This window comes from Yeguia hominis (assembly GCF_014384705.1).
GTDB classification, from domain to species: domain Bacteria; phylum Bacillota; class Clostridia; order Oscillospirales; family Acutalibacteraceae; genus Yeguia; species Yeguia hominis.
The window spans coordinates 1-606 of sequence record NZ_JACRSN010000067.1; the positions used below are offsets into that span (position 1 = coordinate 1).

The 606-nt window shown below is 42.2% G+C and carries 1 protein-coding gene; it reads right to left on the reverse strand.

Annotated elements, in window-relative coordinates; translation table 11 throughout:
- Positions 1-600 (reverse strand): IS3 family transposase (locus IAG03_RS14135; RefSeq protein ID WP_249320758.1); only part of this gene is annotated, 600 nt, incomplete at its 3' end.
- Positions 601-606: the final 6 nt, after the last annotated feature.

The following is a 606-nucleotide window of genomic DNA, read 5'->3' on the forward strand; positions in this document are numbered from 1 at the left end:
CATCATGGATGCTTCCCTGAATTTAGAGGGAGGCATCCATTTTGTTTTAGCTTGGATTCTGGTGTTATTGTAATAATCAATATACTCGGCAATCGCCTTAGAGAAGGATTCAAAGGAAGGATAATCCTTCTCTAATCCATAGAACATTTCATTTTTTAGTCTACCGAAGAAGGTCTCCATAATGCAGTTGTCATAGCAGTTGCCCTTTCGGGACATAGATTGAATAATTCCATGCTTTTGAAGTTCGCTCCGGTAAAATGCGTGCTGATATTGCCAACCCTGATCCGAGTGCATGACCAGACCCTGCACAGAGGGAAAGCGTTCAAATGCCTTGTGTAGCATATCCTTGATTTGTTCCATGTTCGGACTGGTAGAGAGATTATAAGAAATAATCTCATTTGTATTCATGTCCAGAATCGGAGAAATATAGCACTTACCCCAAGACAGGTTGAACTGTGATACATCGGTCGTCCACTTTTGAAGTGGCTTCTCGGTACTGAAATCTCGGTTGATAATGTTATCAGCGACCTTGCCTGCATCGCCTTTGTAAGAATGGTACTTCTCCTTGGGACGTTTGCCAAACAGTCCAAGCTGATTCATGATTCG